15 protein-coding genes are annotated in these 15,926 nt (G+C 73.1%); 7 read left to right on the plus strand and 8 right to left on the minus strand.

Annotated features, from left to right (window positions below):
- Positions 1-12 precede the first annotated feature (12 nt).
- The 6 genes from ung to ABZ794_RS15580 form a co-directional block, all read right to left on the minus strand.
- Positions 13-714: a uracil-DNA glycosylase gene (gene ung, locus ABZ794_RS15555; protein WP_357516031.1), complete on the minus strand. Its 702-nt coding sequence runs from the start codon at positions 712-714 to the stop codon at positions 13-15.
- A 65-nt stretch (positions 715-779) separates the two neighbouring features.
- On the minus strand, positions 780-1,262 hold the full coding sequence (gene tsaE, locus ABZ794_RS15560) for a tRNA (adenosine(37)-N6)-threonylcarbamoyltransferase complex ATPase subunit type 1 TsaE (protein WP_238689155.1): 483 nt from the start codon (positions 1,260-1,262) through the stop codon (positions 780-782).
- Positions 1,259-2,362, minus strand: a complete 1,104-nt coding sequence (locus ABZ794_RS15565; protein ID WP_210783300.1) for an alpha/beta hydrolase — start codon at positions 2,360-2,362, stop codon at positions 1,259-1,261. The genes tsaE and ABZ794_RS15565 overlap by 4 nt, the downstream gene beginning before the upstream one ends.
- Entirely contained in the window at positions 2,359-3,477 is a 1,119-nt protein-coding gene (gene alr / locus ABZ794_RS15570) for an alanine racemase (protein ID WP_238689154.1), read from the minus strand. Before alr ends, ABZ794_RS15565 begins: the two co-directional genes overlap by 4 nt.
- Positions 3,478-3,567: 90 nt before the next feature.
- Positions 3,568-5,037, minus strand: a complete 1,470-nt coding sequence (locus tag ABZ794_RS15575; protein ID WP_210783296.1) for an NAD(P)H-hydrate dehydratase — start codon at positions 5,035-5,037, stop codon at positions 3,568-3,570.
- 55 nt (positions 5,038-5,092) lie between these two features.
- Positions 5,093-5,461 carry a holo-ACP synthase gene (locus tag ABZ794_RS15580; RefSeq protein WP_124860243.1) on the minus strand — a complete coding sequence of 123 codons (369 nt, stop codon included), beginning with the start codon at positions 5,459-5,461 and terminating at the stop codon, positions 5,093-5,095.
- Positions 5,462-5,635: 174 nt separating this feature from the next.
- Here ABZ794_RS15580 and ABZ794_RS15585 point away from each other — a divergent pair, with 174 nt between their 5' ends.
- Both ABZ794_RS15585 and ABZ794_RS15590 read left to right on the plus strand, forming a co-directional pair.
- Positions 5,636-5,932, plus strand: coding sequence for a hypothetical protein (locus ABZ794_RS15585; protein ID WP_112676914.1), 297 nt, complete (start codon positions 5,636-5,638; stop codon positions 5,930-5,932).
- The gene (locus ABZ794_RS15590) at positions 5,929-7,521 is read left to right on the plus strand and encodes an alpha/beta hydrolase (protein WP_357516035.1); all 1,593 of its coding nucleotides are present in this window, start codon (positions 5,929-5,931) and stop codon (positions 7,519-7,521) included. Before ABZ794_RS15585 ends, ABZ794_RS15590 begins: the two co-directional genes overlap by 4 nt.
- Before the next feature lie 3 nt (positions 7,522-7,524).
- Here ABZ794_RS15590 and glmS read toward each other — a convergent pair whose 3' ends face one another.
- Complete coding sequence (gene glmS, locus ABZ794_RS15595) at positions 7,525-9,438, minus strand: glutamine--fructose-6-phosphate transaminase (isomerizing) (RefSeq protein ID WP_210783288.1); 1,914 nt, start codon at positions 9,436-9,438, stop codon at positions 7,525-7,527.
- A 561-nt stretch (positions 9,439-9,999) separates the two neighbouring features.
- Between glmS and ABZ794_RS15600 the strand changes: the two genes are divergently transcribed.
- From ABZ794_RS15600 to ABZ794_RS15610, 3 genes are all read left to right on the plus strand, one after another.
- Positions 10,000-10,308, plus strand: coding sequence for a hypothetical protein (locus tag ABZ794_RS15600; protein ID WP_357516037.1), 309 nt, complete (start codon positions 10,000-10,002; stop codon positions 10,306-10,308).
- Entirely contained in the window at positions 10,308-10,439 is a 132-nt protein-coding gene (locus ABZ794_RS15605; protein ID WP_255750438.1) for a hypothetical protein, read from the plus strand. The genes ABZ794_RS15600 and ABZ794_RS15605 overlap by 1 nt, the downstream gene beginning before the upstream one ends.
- Before the next feature lie 79 nt (positions 10,440-10,518).
- Positions 10,519-11,676, plus strand: coding sequence for a pyridoxal phosphate-dependent aminotransferase (locus ABZ794_RS15610; protein WP_357516132.1), 1,158 nt, complete (start codon positions 10,519-10,521; stop codon positions 11,674-11,676).
- Here the strand turns inward: ABZ794_RS15610 and ABZ794_RS15615 are convergent.
- Positions 11,642-12,274 carry a PadR family transcriptional regulator gene (locus ABZ794_RS15615; RefSeq protein ID WP_357516039.1) on the minus strand — a complete coding sequence of 211 codons (633 nt, stop codon included), beginning with the start codon at positions 12,272-12,274 and terminating at the stop codon, positions 11,642-11,644. The genes ABZ794_RS15610 and ABZ794_RS15615 overlap by 35 nt on opposite strands.
- A gap of 72 nt (positions 12,275-12,346) precedes the next feature.
- Here ABZ794_RS15615 and ABZ794_RS15620 point away from each other — a divergent pair, with 72 nt between their 5' ends.
- Positions 12,347-15,172: an ABC transporter permease gene (locus tag ABZ794_RS15620; protein ID WP_210783282.1), complete on the plus strand. Its 2,826-nt coding sequence runs from the start codon at positions 12,347-12,349 to the stop codon at positions 15,170-15,172.
- Between the two features lie 5 nt (positions 15,173-15,177).
- The gene (locus ABZ794_RS15625) at positions 15,178-15,924 is read left to right on the plus strand and encodes an ABC transporter ATP-binding protein (RefSeq protein WP_210783280.1); all 747 of its coding nucleotides are present in this window, start codon (positions 15,178-15,180) and stop codon (positions 15,922-15,924) included.
- Positions 15,925-15,926 lie beyond the last annotated feature (2 nt).

Here is a 15,926-nt window from a genome sequence, read left to right on the forward strand (position 1 = left end):
TCGACGAGCGGCTCAGCCGGCGGTGCGCTCCCAATCGACTGTGGGCAGGCCGGCGTCGGCGAGTGCCTTGTTGGCCGCGCTGAACGGGCGGCTACCGAGGAAGCCGCGCGGGTTCATCGGGCTGGGGTGACCGGCCTCCAGCACCACGTGCTGCGGGTTGGTGACCAGCGCGGCCTTCTTGCGGGCGTAGCCACCCCAGAGCAGGAAGACCACCCGCTCCGGTGCCGCGTCCAGTGCCCGGATGGTCGCGTCGGTGAACTCTTCCCAGCCGGCGTTGGCGTGCGACCCCGGGGTGGCCTGCCGGACGGTCAGCACCGCGTTGAGCAGCAGCACCCCCTGGGCGGCCCACCCGTTCAGGTTGCCGCTGCGCGGCTTGGGGACGCCCACGTCCTCGCCCAGCTCCTTGAAGACGTTGCGCAACGACGGCGGCACCGTCACACCGTCGCGGACGCTGAAGCTCAAACCGTGTGCCTGCCCGGCCCGGTGGTAGGGATCCTGCCCGAGGATGAGCACCCGGGTGCCCTGCGGCGGGCAGAGCCGGTATGCCGAGAACAGATCCTCCACCGGCGGGAAGACCGTCTGCGTCGCGTATTCCCGGGCGACGAACTCGCCCAGCGCTGCGGTGCGTGCCGGATCGAGGTGCGGGGTGAGCGCTCTGCGCCACTGCTCCGGCAGCAGGGCCAGCAGATCCAGGGCGGGGGCGTCGTCGGGCATCGGGAACCTCTCACAGCGCGGGTCGGACCCCCGCACTCTAGGCATCGGGTACGACAGCCGCCGACCTAGCCCAGGTCGGCGAGCCGACGGGCCCAGTCACCGCCGATCGGGTCCAGCTCGACGATGCGGGTGTCGTCGTCGCGGCGGTCGATGCGAACCCGCAGGTGCGCGTCCACCAACTGCTCCACCAGGCCCTCGCCCCACTCCACCACTGTCACCGAGTCGTCCACCGACGCGTCGAGGTCCAGGTCGTCGATCTCGGCGCGTGGGTCGGTGGCGTCACCCAACCGGTACGCGTCGGCGTGCACCAGCGCCACCCGGCCGCCCCGACCCGGATCGGGGCGGTGCACCCGGGCGATCACGAAGGTCGGCGAGGTGATGTCCCCGAGAACACCGAGCCCGGCGCCGATGCCCTGGGTGAGTGCGGTCTTGCCGGCGCCCAACGGGCCGGTCAACAGCACCAGGTCGCCGGCACGCAGCAGCCCGGCCAGCCGCCGGCCGAAGTCCCGAGTGTCCTCGACGGTCGGCAGCTTGACGACGTGACTCACCGTTCCTCCACGCTCTGCAGTGACTCCAGGAACCGCGCCAGGGCGGCGTTGACCTCGTCCGCGTGCTCCAACATCACCACGTGACCGCTGTCCTTGATCTTCACGAACTCGGCGTGCGGCAACCGGCGGACGATCTCCTCGGAGTGGGTCACCGGCGTGATCATGTCCTTGTCGCCGACCACCACCAGCACCGGAGCTGCCGCCAGCGCCGCCAGCGCCGGGAAGCGCGAGTGGGTGGCCAGGGTCCGCAGGTAGCGGGTCACCGTGTCGGCCGACGTCCGGGAGTTCATCGTCTCCACGTAGGACACCAGCGACGGGCTGGGCTTGCGGGTGCCGAAGCCGTACTTGCGGGTCAGTAACCAGGCCACGTTCGACGTCGACTTGCGGGCCTTGTCGATCACCGGCCCGCCGTACCGGGTGGCGTTGCTGACCATGTAGAGCACCGGGCCACCGACCCGGCCGAGCAGCGCGGGCGCGACCAGCTTGGTCTCCGCGACGAGCCCGCCCGACGTGGCCATCAGAACGGTGCCCACCACCCGGTCACCGAACAGTTCCGGGAACAACTCGGCGAAAGCCATGATCGTCATGCCACCCATCGAGTGGCCGACCAGCACCAACGGCCCGTCCGGGGCGGTCCGGTCGATCACCTGGCGCAGTGTCCGGCCGAGCACCGCGAGGTCGTACTCCCCGGTCTCCAGGCGGCCGGACCGGCCGTGACCGGGCTGGTCGTACGCCACGATCCGGTAGTCACCGCGGGCGGCGAGCATCTGGCGCTGGAAGTGGAACGTCCCCATGTCCAGGCAGAAGCCGTGCACCAGCACCACTGTCGGTCGCCCCGGCACCGGCCGGGTCGGCTCGACCACCTCGACGTGGATGTCGGTGCCGTCCGGCAGCTCCAGGCGGAACGCCTCGTCGTACCGCTGCTTGTCGAATGTCTCGTGCGCGTAGCGGTCGGCCGGGTCGGCCTTGAGCCGGCGGACCAGGGTCCGCTCGGTAGCGACGCCAGCCGCCAGACCTGCCGCGGCCACCCCCACCGCCGCGCCGACGATCCCGGCTACCCGGCCCGCGGCCGTCCGCGGACGCGGAATCCGATAGCTCATGGTTTCTCGCCGTCGTAGACCCGGGGCACCCGCGTGCCGCCGAACCGGGTGACGATCTCGTAGTTGATCGTGCCGACCGCCTCGGCCCAGTCGTCCGCTGTCGGCTCGCCGTCGACGCCGCTGCCGAAGAGCGTCGCCACGTCGCCGTCGGCCACCGGGTCGTCGCCGCAGTCGAGCACGAACTGGTCCATGCAGACCCGCCCCGAGATCGTCCGGCGTACGCCGCCGAGCTGCACCGGGCCGGTGTTGGACGCGTGCCGGGGGACCCCGTCGGCGTACCCGAGCGGCACCACGGCCAGGTTCGCGTCGGCGTCGGTGGTGTAGGCGTGTCCGTAGGAGATACCGGTGCCGGCGGGCACCCGCTTGGTGAGCATCACCCGGGCGCGGGCGGTCATCGCCGGCCGCAACCCGTACGTCTCGCCGGCCACCGGGGAGAGCCCGTAGATGGCCAGGCCCGGGCGGACCAGGTCGAAGTGGGTGTCCGGGCGGGTGAGGGTGGCGGCCGAGTTGGCGAGGTGCCGCCAGCGCGGTCGCAGCCCGGCCCGCTCGACCATGGCCAGCCCCTCATGGAAGACGGCCAGTTGACGGTCGGTGGTGGGGTGGCCGGGCGAGTCCGCGTACACGAAGTGGCTCCACACGCCGACCACCTCGACCAGGCCGTCGGCCTGCGCCTTCGCGGCGGCGTCCAGCAGCGCGGGCCAGTCGGCGACCGTCGCGCCGCCCCGGGACAGCCCCGTATCGATCTTGAGGTGCAGGCGGGCGGGGCGCCCGGCGAGGCGACTCGCCTCGATCATCTCGTCCAGTTGCGCCAGGCTGGCCGCGCCCAGGTCCACCCCGGCGGTGACCCCCTCGTGCAGCGGCAACCCGGGGGCGAGCAGCCAGGCCAGCACCGGCACTGTCACCCCGGCCCGCCGCAGGGTGAGCGCCTCGTCGAGGGTGCAGACACCGAGCCAGTCAGCGCCGGCGTCGAGCGCCGCGCGGGCGGCCGGAAGCATGCCGTGGCCGTACCCGTCGGCCTTCACCACTGCCATCAACTCGGCGGTGGTGCCGGAGCGGAGCCTGCTCACGTTCTCGCGGATGGCGTCAAGATCGACGCGTACCTCGGCCTGCCACATGTGCCCAGCCTACTTTCCGCCGTGATCACCGCGGGCGGCGACGCACGTCCCGACGCGGCGATCCGGTCACCGCACCCGGAACCGCCCCGTTCAGCCCAGCCGGGCCAGCACCGGACGCAGCGCGGTCGCCACGTCGGGCGCGGTCACCGGCCCACCCCGGGCCGCCTCCCGCCCGGCGAGCCCATGCAGGTACGCGGCCGAGGCGGCGGCCCGATCGGCGGGTACCCCGGCTGCCAGCAGCGAGCCGAGCAGCCCGGCCAACACGTCGCCGGTGCCGCCGGTGGCCAGCGCCGGGGTGCCGGTCGGGTTGACGTACGCCCGACCGTCCGGCGTGCCGATCACCGTGCGGTCGCCCTTGAGCAGCACCACAGCGTTCATCCAGGCGGCCAGCCGCAGCGCGGCGCCGACCCGGTCGGCGCCCGGCTCCTCCCCGCAGAGACGGGTGAACTCCCGGTCGTGCGGGGTGACCACGATGGGCGCGTCCCGGCCCCGCAGCCGGTCGGCGAGCGAGCCGTCCACCAGCAGGGTCAGGGCGTCGGCGTCGAGCACCACCGGCACCGGGGCGGCCAGCACGGCGCGCAGCTCGGCCGCCGCGTCGGCGCCGGTGCCCAGCCCGGAGCCGCAGACCCAGGCCTGCACCCGGCCCGCGTCGGCGACCCGCCCACTGGCGATCACCGACGGGTGCTGGTGCAGCACCTCGGCGCGGGCGCTGCCGGCGTAGCGGACCAGGCCGGTCGGCCCGGCCAGTGCGCCGCCCACGGAGAGCACCGCCGCACCGGGGTAGGTCGCCGACCCGGTCGCCACCCCCACCACGCCCCGGGTGTACTTCTCCGACGCCGGCCCCAGCTGGGGCCACCAGTCGACGAGGTCGGACCACTCGGTGACCCGCATCGCCGGAGTGCCGCGCAGCCACTGCCGCAGCCCGATGTCGACCAGCTCGACCTGCCCGGCCAGCGCGGCGGCCGGCCCGACCACCAGGGCGGGCTTCAGCGCGCCGAAGGCCACCGTCACGTCGGCGCGGACCGCGGTGGGCCGACCGGACGCGGACAGCGGCACGTGACCGGTGTCGACCGCGACCCCGCTGGGCACGTCGACCGCCAGCACCGTGGCCCGTTCCCCGTCGCGTCCACGCAGCTCGCCGAGGCGCTGGACCACCTCGTCCGCGTTCGCCCGTAGCCCGCCGGTGCCACCGATGCCGACGATGCCGTCGAGGACAAGGTCGACCGGGCCGGTCGGATCCTGGACCAGCCGGCCGCCAGCGGCTCGCAGCGCGGACAGACCGCCGGCGTGCGCCCGCCCGGGGGTGAGCAGCAGGGCGGACACCTGGACACCTCGACGGGCCAACCGCTCCCCTGCGTACAGCGCGTCGCCGCCGTTGTCACCGGAGCCGACCAGCAGCAGCACCCGGCCTCCGTAGACCCCGCCCCGCTCGGCGAGCAGGAGCGCGGCCCGGCGGGCCAGGCCGGCCGCGGCCCGCTGCATCAGCGTCCCCTCCGGCAGCGTGCCCATCAACCCCGCTTCGGCCGCCCGTACGTCGGCCACCCGCCACACCGATCTCATGCCACCGTGTCCCATTCCGTTAGCGGGCGGACCTGACCGGCCCTCCCGGCCGACGTCATCGTTCCGCGACCACCATCGCCGACGCGATCCCGCCGTCGTGCGACAACGAGAGATGCCAGTGGTTGACCCCGCGTGCGTCGGCCACCGCCGCGACAGTGCCGGAGACGGCCAGCCAGGGGCGGCCGTCCGGGTCGGGCACGATCTCGCAGTCGTGCCAGCTGAGCCCGGCCGGGGCGCCGAGCGCCTTGGCCACCGCCTCCTTGGCGGCGAACCGGGCGGCGAGCGACTCGGGCGAGCGCGGGCTGCCGGAGCGGGTGTGCCGCTCGGCCTCGGTGAAGAGCCGGTCGGCGAGCAGCGGCGTCCGTGCCAGGGCCCGGGCGAACCGGTCGACCAGGACGACGTCGATGCCGACAGCGACGATCACCACACCACCCTACCGGCGGTCGAGGCCGCAGATTAACCGTCGGGCTCGCGCTGGGCAACGCCTGTGGACACCCCGGGGTACGCCTCGACGTCGGCTGTCCACAGGGCACCGCGCGGCCTCCGGTACGTGCCTAGCGTCAGCGCGTCGATGCCGATCGTCCACGGGGGTGTGGTCATGACCGACGAGCCGTTCGCCGTCCAACCGGAGGAGTTGCGGGCTGTCGCCGTCCTGCTCGACGACGAGGCGCGCCGGTTGGCGTTGGGCCTCGCGGGGCTGCCCGGGCTGGTGGTGGCGGCGCCCGAGTGGCGAGCCGGCGCGGCGCTGGCCGGGTTGGAGGCGGCCGGGCACGCCTGGTTCTGCCGGCTGGGTGCCCGGGTCGCGGCGACCTCCGGCGGGGTCCGGGCGGCGGCCGAGGCGTACGAGACGGTGGACGACCGGGCCGCCGGCCGGTTCGCCTCCCTACCCCGGTGAGCAGTGTCGGTTACCGACAGCTGTGGGCTGTCGATCCGGGCGGGTGGCGGGCCGCCGGGGCGGCGTGGGCGGGGTTGGCCGGGCCACTCGATCGGCACCTCGGCGAGCTGCGCACGGCCACCGGGCGGTTGCGGGGCGGTTGGTCGGGTGCGGCAGCCACGGCGGCGGGCACTCGACTCGGCGGTCTGCGTGACGAGCTGGCCTCGATCGCACCCGCGCTGATCGAGGTCGACCAGGTGCTGGCCGAGTTGGCCGGTGGGCTGGCGGTGGCGAAGGCACGGCTCTCCCAGGCGGTCGCCCAGGCCGAGGCGGCCGGCCTGCTGGTGGACCGTTCGGGTGGGGTGCGGGTCGATCCCGCCCGGTTTCGGCCCACCGAGCGGGCCGGGGTGGCAGCGGCTGGGGTGGCCGCGGCCCTGCGGGCCGCGCTCGACGGGGCAGCCGCCGCGGACCGGGTCGCCGCCGACCGGTTGGATGACCTGGCGAGGGCCGCCGGCACCGGTTGGGCGTCCCCGCCCCCGCCGGGCCGACCGGCCCTCGGTGCCGCACCCGCGCTGGTCAGCGCCTGGTGGTCCGGGTTGACCCCGGCGCAGCGACGGTGGCTGATCGGGCGCGAGCCGGCACTGGTCGGCCGGTTGGACGGGCTACCGGTTGCCGTCCGCGACCGGGCCAACCGGTTACGGCTCGACGCCTGGCGTGCGGAGCTGCTGGCCGAGCGGCGACGGCTGCTGTCCCAGGTGTCGCCAGGGCCGCTCGCGTTGATCCGGTTGCGCGGGGTGGCCGGACGGCTGGCCGGCCTGGACGCGCTGGTCGAGCGACTGACGGCCGGCGAGGCGCCGCGGGCGTACCTGCTCGGGTTGGATCCGGCGGGTGAGGGCCGGGCGGTGGTGGCGCTCGGCGACCCGGACCACGCCGACCGGGTGCTGACCTACGTGCCGGGGATGACCGCCGGCCTGGACGACGCCTCCGGCGAGCTGGGCAGGGCGGCCCGGGTGCTGGAGCGGTGTGCCGCGCTCGCCCCGGATGAGCGCAGCGCGGCGGTGCTCTGGTTGGACTACGACGCTCCGGATCTGCTGACCGAGGCCGCCTCGGCGGGTCAGGCCCGGGACGCCGGCCCGGCGTTGCACCGCTTCCAGGAGGGGCTGCGCGTCAGCCACGACGGGCCGCCGGCCCGGCAGACGGTGCTCGGGCACAGCTACGGGTCGCTGGTGGTGGGTGTGGCCGCCCGGGAGCACGGCCTGGCCGCCGACGCGTTGGTCTTCGTCGGCTCCCCCGGTGTCGGCGCGTCGCACGCCACCGAGTTGGGTGTGCCACCCGGGGAGGTCTGGGCGAGCAGCGCCCCCGACGACGTGATCCGGGCGGCCCGGTCACCGGAGGAGCTGGGCCGACAGGCCCTGCTGCGTACGGCTCCGCTGGCCGCCGTGCTGGGCTGGCCGGGCCAGACCGGGCACGAACTGTGGTTCGGGCACGACCCGTCGGATCCCGGGTTCGGCGGTCGGGTCTTCGGCAGTGGGCGAGGCGGGCACGCCGGTTACTGGGACCCGGGCAATCCCGCGCTGGACGGGATGGCCCGGGTCGTGTTGGGCCGCTGAGGCTTACTCGACGGTGACCGACTTGGCCAGGTTGCGGGGCTGGTCCACGTCGTGCCCCCGAGCGGCGGCGATCTCGGCGGCGAGCACCTGCAACGGCACAGTGGTGACGAGCGGGGCAAGCAGGGTGGGCGTACGCGGCACGTAGATCAGGTGGTCGGCGTACCGGACGACCGCCTCGTCGCCCTCCTCAGCGATCACGATGGTCCGCGCGCCACGAGCCCGGACCTCCTGGATGTTGGAGACGACCTTGTCGTGCAGCATGCCCCGGCCCACCGGCGAGGGCACCACGCAGATGACCGGGGTGCCCTTGTCGATCAGGGCGATCGGGCCGTGCTTCAGCTCACCGGCGGCGAAGCCCTCGGCGTGCATGTACGCCAACTCCTTGAGCTTCAGCGCGCCCTCCAGGGCCACCGGGTAGCCGACGTGCCGGCCGATGAACAGCACTGTCGGCTCGGACTTCAGCTCCCGGGCCAGCTCGCGGACGGGCTCGATCCGGTCGAGCAGCTCACGCAGCTTGCCGGGAATCTCCTGCAACTGCGCGACCACCGCGCCCACCTCGTCGGCGAACTTGATTCCGCGCACCTGGGCCAGGTGCAGGCCGATCAGGTAGCAGGCGACGACCTGGGTGAGGAACGCCTTGGTGGAGGCGACGGCGATCTCCGGCCCGCCGTGGGTGTAGAGCACGGCGTCGGACTCGCGGGGGATGGTCGAGCCGTTGGTGTTGCAGATCGCCAGCACCCGGGCCTTCTGCTCCTTGGCGTGGCGCAGCGCCATCAGGGTGTCCATCGTCTCGCCGGACTGCGAGATGACCACGATCAGCGTGGACCGGTCGAGCACCGGGTCGCGGTAGCGGAACTCGCTGGCCAGCTCCACCTCGCACGGGATCCGGGTCCAGTGCTCGATGGCGTACTTGGCGACCATGCCGGCGTGGTACGCCGTGCCGCAGGCCACGATGAAGATCTTGTCGACGTCGCGCAGGTCCTGGTCGCTGAGGCGGACCTCGTCGAGGGCGATCTCGCCGCTCTCGGTGAGCCGGCCCAGCAGCGTGTCGGCGATGGCCTGCGGCTGCTCCTCGATCTCCTTGAGCATGAACCAGTCGTAGCCGCCCTTCTCCGCGGCCGAGGAGTCCCAGTCGATGTGGAAGTCCTTGCCGGCGGCGGGCTGGCCCTCGAAGTCGGTGATCTCGATGCTGTCACCGGTGATCAGCACGATCTGGTCCTGGCCCAGCTCGACCGCTTCCCGGGTGTGCTCGATGAACGCGGCCACGTCGCTGGCCAGGTAGTTTTCCCCGTCGCCCCGGCCGACCACCAGCGGCGAGTTGCGCCGGGCGCCGACGACCGCGCCGGGCACTGCGGCGTCCACCGCGAGCAGGGTGAACGCGCCTTCCAGTCGCTGGCAGACCACGCGCATGCCGGCGGCGAGCAGTTGCGGGCTGTCCGGCTGGCCGGCGGCGCGCAGGTCGGCCAGCGCGGCGGCGAGCAGGTGCGCGGCGCACTCGGTGTCGGTGTCGCTGGTGAACTGGACGCCGTCGGCCTCCAGCTCGGCGCGGAGCTTGGCGAAGTTCTCGATGATGCCGTTGTGGATCACCGCGACCCGTCCGTCGGGGGCGACGTGTGGGTGGGCGTTGCGGTCGGTCGGGCCGCCGTGGGTGGCCCACCGGGTGTGCCCGATGCCTGTGGTGCCGTCACCGATGCCGATCGGGCTGGCCGCGCAGGAGGTCGGGTCGTCGGCGGCCCGCTCGGACAGCACCTTCTCCAGGTTGGCCAGCTTGCCGGCCTTCTTCTCGGTCAGCAGCTTGTCGTCACAGACGATCGCGACGCCTGCCGAGTCGTAGCCACGGTATTCCAGTCGCCGCAGCCCGTCGAGGACGATGCCGAGTGCGGGGCGCGCGCCCGCGTATCCCACGATTCCACACATGGCCCGCAGCCTAACCCAGTTTCACTCATGTTGGTTGCTCGAAAGTCGGGTTATCAATCACGGAATCTGAGCGATCAGTGCCTGCGCGGCCGCAACGGGACGAGCGTCACAGGCAGCTCGCGCCCCGCTCCGGAGGGCGGGGTTGCGACACGCCTTCGGGTGCGACAGTCTCTCGGCGGGTTTGGCGCTCCCGTCCACGGCCCGTCCGTCCCATACCCACTCCCGCCCGGAGCAGCCATGTCCGACGCGCCGTCGCCCGACCCAACACCCTCATCCGCTCCGGACCCGGCCTCCCCCGCACCCCCGCCGGATCCGACGGCACCACGGTCCTCGGCTCCGTTCCCGGCCCCCGACCCGCTGGCTCCGGGCCAGCCTTGGGCAGCGCAGGCCCCCTGGGCGCCCGCCCCACCGGCCGCGCCGTGGACGCCGTCTCCGCCCGCCACCCAGTGGACGCCACAACCGTCCGCGACGCCGTGGACGCCCGACCCACAGACGCCCCCGTGGACGCCCGACGCCTCAGGCCCGCCGTCGGCCGGATCGCCACCGCCAGCGGGGTGGCCCATGCCCGGCGGGCAGCCCTCGGCCGCTGGCTGGCCGCCGCCCGGCTATCCGCCGCCGTACGCCTACCCCGGGTATCCGCAGGTCCCCGGCAAGCCGGCCACGAGCAGCGGGCGGATCGTCGGGATCGTCGTCGCGGCCGTCGTGGCACTCGTCCTACTCGTGTGTGGCTGCCTCTGCGTGGGTGGCCTGTGGCTCGGCTCGACCAACCCGGACCCGATCGCCGAGCAGCCGTGGGTCGTCCCCGACGACGCCGGTTGGACGGAGCCCACCAGCGCACCACCATTCGCACCAACGGCAAGACCAGGGTGATGGTGGAGGCCAGATGGGCCGACGATGAGGGTGCGAGACCACTCGACTGCACAGTCACTGTCACCGGCGCCGGCAAGCCGGTCGTCGACAAGACCCGGGGGTACTGGCCGACCAGTTGCGCGCCCGAGTGAGGCTGGGGTCCGAGCCGGGTATGGCCGTAGGCTGGCGCAGGTGACGACGAGCACCGATGTCGACCCGCTGGTGGCCCGGATGCGGCCATTCGGCACGACGATCTTCGCCGAGATGTCCGCCCTCGCCGTACGCACCGGCGCGGTCAACCTCGGCCAGGGCTTCCCCGACACCGACGGTCCGCCGGAGATGCTGGCCGCCGCCGCCGAGGCGCTGCGCAACGGGCAGAACCAGTACCCGCCCGGCCCGGGGATCCCCGCCCTGCGCGCGGCCGTCGCGGCGCATCAGCGGCGGTTCTACGACCTGGGGTACGACCCGGACAGCGAGATCGTGATCACGGCGGGCGCGACCGAGGCGGTCGCGGCGAGCATCCTCGCGCTCTGCGAACCGGGCGACGAGGTGGTCTGCTTCGAGCCGTACTACGACTCGTACGCCGCCTCGATCGCGCTGGCCGGCGCGGTCCGCCGGCCGGTGACGCTGCGCCCCACGGCCGACGGCCGGTACGCCTTCGACCCGGCGGCGCTGCGTGCGGCGTTCGGGCCGCGCACCCGGCTGGTGCTGCTGAACTCGCCGCACAATCCGACCGGCAAGGTCTTCACCCCGGCGGAGTTGGCGCAGGTCGCCGAGTTGTGCCAGGAGTTCGGCGCGTACGCGGTCACCGACGAGGTGTACGAGCACCTGGTCTTCACCGACGCGGCGAGCAGGCACGTGCCGCTGGCCAGCCTGCCCGGGATGCGGGAGCGGACGCTGCGCATCTCGTCGGCCGGCAAGACGTTCTCCTGCACGGGGTGGAAGGTCGGCTGGGCGAGCGGCCCGGCGGCGCTGGTCTCGGCGGTGCTCCGGGTGAAGCAGTTCCTCACCTATGTCAACGCCGCGCCGCTGCAACCGGCGGTGGCCGTGGCGCTGGCCCTGCCGGATGACTACTACACCGGTTTCCGGGACGGTCTCCAGCAGCGGCGTGACCAGCTCGTCGGTGGTCTGACCGACGCCGGGTTCGAGGTGCTCGACTCGGAGGGGACGTACTTCGTCACCGCCGACATCACCGCCCTCGGCGGCCGGGACGGGGTGGAGTTCTGCCGTTCGTTGCCAGAGCGCTGCGGTGTGGTGGCGGTGCCCACCCAGGTCTTCTACGACGACGTCGACGCGGGCCGGCGGCTGGTCAGGTTCGCCTTCTGCAAGCGCCCGGAGGTGCTGACCGAGGCGGTCAGCCGGCTGCACGCTCTGGGCCCGAGCCGCTGACGTGCCCGGAGCCGGCCGATCCCGGGTCGGTCGCCGACTGATCCGCTGTCGACGCCGCGAGTCGGGTGAGCAGTTGGCCCTCGTCACCGAGCAGCACCGCCTCGGCGTCGTCAACGAACGACAGGTCCGCGGTCACGTGCCGGCTGGCCGCGGTGAGCAGCAACCTGACCACCTGATCCTCGGCGGCCCTCCGTAGGCCGTCCAGATTGCGCAGCTCGCGCAGCAGGTGCCCACGCTGGTTGCTCAGGACGGCGCGAACCGTGGTCGCGGAGCCGGACCGGGCGGCGGCGGTGACCTTGAGGAAGAAGTCGTCCCGGAATCCGCCGCTGCGCGGGCTCGGCTCGGCCAGCCACCGCGCCAACTCCGAGCGGCCGGCCGGGGTGATCTGGTAGACCACCCGGTCCGGCTTGATCGGCTGCGGCTGCCGTTCGGCGACGACCAGCTCGTCCCGGGAGAGCCGGTCCAGGATCTGGTAGAGGTGGCCGATGTTCAGCGGCCCCCACTGCGGGCCGACGGCGGCCTCGAACGCGCCCTTGAGCTGGTAGCCGTGGCTGGGGCCACCAGCGAGCAGGGCGAGGACAGCGTGCTGGATCGCCATGTCACCTCCGGTACGGGTCTTGCATTGTCACAATGTATCGCGCAGAGTGGGGACAGCACACGGGGAGGCGCGATGCTCGGCTTCATCTGGAGACAGCTGCGCGGCCGTGCGGGGCGGTCGGTGGCGCTGCTGGTCGGCGTGCTGGTGGCGACCACCGGCTTCGTGGTCCTGACCGGCGCCACCACCACCTCTCGTCTGGACGTCACCGGCACTGTCGAGCGCAACACCCAGGTCGCCTACGAGATCCTGGTCCGTCCGAAGGGGACCCGCACCCCGCTGGAGGCCGAGCGCGGGCTGGTCCGCCCCAACTATCTCTCCGGGCTGTTCGGCGGCATCACCACACAGCAGTACGAGCAGGTGACCACAGTCCCCGGCGTCGAGGTGGCGGCCCCGATCGCGATGCTCGGCTATTCCACCACGCTGCTACCGACGCCGCTCGACCTCACCGACGCCGTCGACCGCTCGCTGGATCGTCAGGTCATTCGGGTCGACCCGACCTTCCACGCCGAACGCGGTCTCTCCAGCGCACCGGGCAAACCCCGGTACGTCTACGTGACCAAGAAGCCGCTGATCTACCCCCGGATCGACAGGGGAATCGACGGTGACGCCGTGCCGTACTCCGATGGACGGTCCTACTCCTGGTCGGACACCTGCGGGCCGACGCCCCGCGAGGTACAGCCGGACGGGCGCAGCCTTCCCATCTGCGATCCGGGATACGCCCTGCTGGGCAACCCGGGCACCTACTCTGAGCGCGAGGATTGGTCCCTGCACGCCGTCCAGCTGCTGCCCGACGGTCGGTTCCAAGCCGACTCCTACATCCTCGCTACCGACCGGGACGGCTCTGCTACACCCAATGACCGGCTGGTTATGGCGTACGACCTGACCGTGCCGTTCCTCCTGGCCGCTGTGGACCCGGCGGCCGAGGACCAACTCGTCGGACTCGACGATGCCGTGGTCACCGGTCGAGCCGTCCGCACCGACGACAAGGTCGCCGTCAACCGCCGGGGCTCAGCGGACAACCACGAGGTCCCGGTCCTCGTCACCAACCGACCCTTCATCGACGAGTCGCTGGCGGCCAGGTTCACCCGGCTCGCGATCAGCCCCGCAGGGGTGGAGGCGATCGACCTGGAGGAGACGTTGAGCCGCCCCGAGGGGACTCCCGCCGGGTCCGGTCGGTACGACCTCACCGCCGGGCACCAGGCGATGCTCACCGAGGAGCTTTCCCTGGCCGGGTGCTGCCACGGCCAACTTCAGACGGTCGTGCAGTCGGCCGAGGTGCAGTACGACCGGCTACCCGACGGCAGCCTGCGGGCCCGCCAGCAGCCGCCCGGCGACCCCGCGGTGTACGGCAAGATGGAGGCGTTCAACCCGCTGCCCCGACCTTGGCTCGCCGACGACACCGGATCCCGATCGATCCGGGCGCTGCCGCTACCCGTGGGCGCGAACACCGCCAATCGCTTCTGGCGGGCAGTCGGTGTCTTCGACCCGGGCCGGCTGGCCGGGTTCAGTGACCTCGGCCAACTGCCGCTGGAGACCTACCAGGCGCCGACGGCGGAGGGTGCGGACGACCGCAGCCGGGCAGCGCTGGGCGGTCAACCGCTGTCGCCCAGCGGCAACCCTGCCGGCTACCTGTCCGCGCCGCCGCTGCTCCTCACCAACCTCGGCAGCGTGCCGAAAATCCTGGAGGGTGGCGGCGGGCCACAGGCCAAGGCCCCGATCAGCGCGATCCGGGTGCGGGCGGCCGACGTGGGCGGCTACAGCGAGCGGTCGGCCGAGCGGGTCCGACTGGTCGCCGAGCAGATCGCGGCACGCACCGGGCTGGACGTGGACATCACCCTCGGTTCGTCGGGTGCGCCGCAGACCGTGGAGCTGCCCGCCGGCTCGTTCGGCCGGCCGATGCTGCGGCTGACCGAGAACTGGTCGGCACTCGGCGTGGCGTCGGTCATCACCCAGGCGGTGGACCGTAAGAGTCTGGTGCTCTTCGTACTGGTGCTGGTGGTCTGCGTGCTCTTCCTCGGCAACGCGGTCAGCGCCGCCGTCCGGGACCGGCGCTCCGAGCTGGCGGTGCTCTCGTGTCTCGGCTGGCCGGTCCGCCGCATCGCGGCGCTGATCGTGGGCGAGGTCGCTCTACTCGGGCTCGTCGCCGGTCTGCTCTCGCTGACCCTCGCGATCCCGCTCGGGATGGCGCTCGGCATCGACGTCGACTGGCGGCGGTCGGCCCTGGCCGTACCCATCGCCCTGCTGCTCGCGGTGGCAGCGGGCCTGGTGCCGGCGCTGCGGGCCGCGCGCACCCACCCGGCCGCCGCCCTCCGCCCGATCGTCGCTCCCGCCGGCTGGGTACGCCGGCCACGCACCCTCTTCGGGTTGGCGCTGGTGAATCTGGCCCGCACCCCCGGGCGCACGTTCCTCGGCGCCGGCGCGCTGGCCATCGGGGTGGCCGCGCTGACGCTGGTCACCGCCGCCGCGTGGGCGTTCCGGGGCGCGATCGTCGGCAGTCTGCTCGGCGACGTGGTTTCGCTGAGCGTGCGCGGCGCGGACACCGTGGCCGCTGCGGCCACCGTGCTGCTCGGTGCCGCTGCGGTGGCGGACGTGCTCTACCTGAACATCCGCGACCGGGCCGCCGAGTTGGCCACCCTGCGGGCGGTCGGCTGGACCGACGCCGAACTCGGCCGGCTGGTCGGCTACGAGGGGTTGACGCTGGGGCTCGTCGGTTCGACGACCGGCGCGGCGATCGGCCTGGCCAGCGCGGGTTGGCTGATCGGCGCCCTTCCCGGCGCGCTGCTCCTGGTGGCCGCGCTGGTCGCGCTGGCGGGCGCGTTGGTCAGCGCCTTCGCCGCGCTGGTGCCCGCCGCCCTGTTGCCGCGCCTACGACCCGCCCGACTTCTGGCAGAGGAGTAGCAGTCATGAGCGAGCAGATCGGTAGCGCGATCTCGGTCGACCACCTGACACGGCGATTCGGCACCGGGGCGGACCAGCTGACCGCGGTCGACGACGTGTCCCTGACCGTCGCGGCCGGCTCGGTGGTGGCGTTGACCGGGCCGAGCGGGTCGGGCAAGTCGACGCTGCTGCATCTCATCGGCGCGATCGAGCAGGCCGACGAGGGCAGCGTGACAGTCGACGACGTGGTGGTCAGCGACCTACGTCGGGCTGCACTGGCCCGCTACCGGCAACGGGTCGGGTTCGTGTTCCAGCGCTACCACCTGCTGCCCGCACTCACCGTGCTGGACAACGTGATCGCGCCGGTCCTCCCCCGCCGGGGCCGGGCCGATCACGCGACCCGTGCCCGCGAGTTGCTCGACGCGGTCGGCCTGGCCGGGCGGGAGCGCGCCCTGCCCGCGCAGCTCTCCGGCGGCCAGCAGCAACGGGTCGCCATCGCCCGCGCCCTGATGGGAGCGCCGGGCCTGCTGCTGGCCGACGAGCCCACCGGCAACCTCGACTCCACCAACGGCGGGCAGATCCTCGACCTGCTGCTCGACCTACGTGAACGGCACGGCATGACCATCCTGCTCGCCACCCACGAACAGGCCATCGCTGCCCGCTGCGACCGACTGGTCCGACTTACCGACGGACGCGTCACCGAGGATCTCGACCTCACCGACGGCGAGGACCCCGCCGACACGTACGAGCGGGCGGCCCGACTGCGGTTGTGACG

The sequence above is a fragment of the Micromonospora sp. NPDC047187 genome (genome assembly GCF_040643355.1).
GTDB lineage: Bacteria > Actinomycetota > Actinomycetes > Mycobacteriales > Micromonosporaceae > Micromonospora > Micromonospora salmantinae.